Origin of the sequence: Paraburkholderia sp. BCC1886, assembly GCF_900996245.1 — a bacterium.
Classification (GTDB): Bacteria; Pseudomonadota; Gammaproteobacteria; order Burkholderiales; family Burkholderiaceae; genus Paraburkholderia.
Genome location: NZ_CAAJGK010000108.1, coordinates 1 through 485, shown reverse-complemented (window position 1 = coordinate 485; position 485 = coordinate 1). Strand labels below are relative to the sequence as shown.

Genomic DNA, 485 nt, shown 5'->3' with positions numbered 1-485 from the left:
CTTGAGCATCTGCGGCAGCCAGATGCCGATGCCGTAGGAGCCCATCGTGAAGCCGAACGAGATCAGCGCCAGCACGTACATGCGCGGGTCGCGCAGCGCGGCGCGGAAGTCCTTGCGTTTGCCGCTCGCGCCCTGTTCGCGATCGAAGGCGGCCTGCAGTGCCTGCCGCTCGTCGGGCGAGATCCAGCTCGCGTCGGCCGGCTTGTCGGCCAGCAGCCGCAGCACCAGGAAGCCGAGCAGGCAGGCCGGCAGGCCTTCCACGATGAACATCCACTTCCAGCCCGCGATGCCGAGCCTGCCGTCCATCTGCAGCAGCCAGGTGGACAGCGGGCCGCCCACCAGCGAGGACAGCGGCGTGGACACCGTGAACCAGGCCAGCACGCGGGTGCGGTAGTGCGCCGGGAACCAGACCGCGAGGAAGAACACCACGCCGGGGAAGAAACCCGCCTCGCCGATGCCGAGCAGCAGCCGGATCAGGTAGAAGC

1 protein-coding gene is annotated in these 485 nt (G+C 69.1%); it reads right to left on the bottom strand.

Translation table 11 applies throughout. The annotated features are described in order from the left end of the window. A partial coding sequence (locus FQ746_RS31895; protein ID WP_144113805.1) for an MFS transporter occupies positions 1-485 on the bottom strand: 485 nt, incomplete at both ends.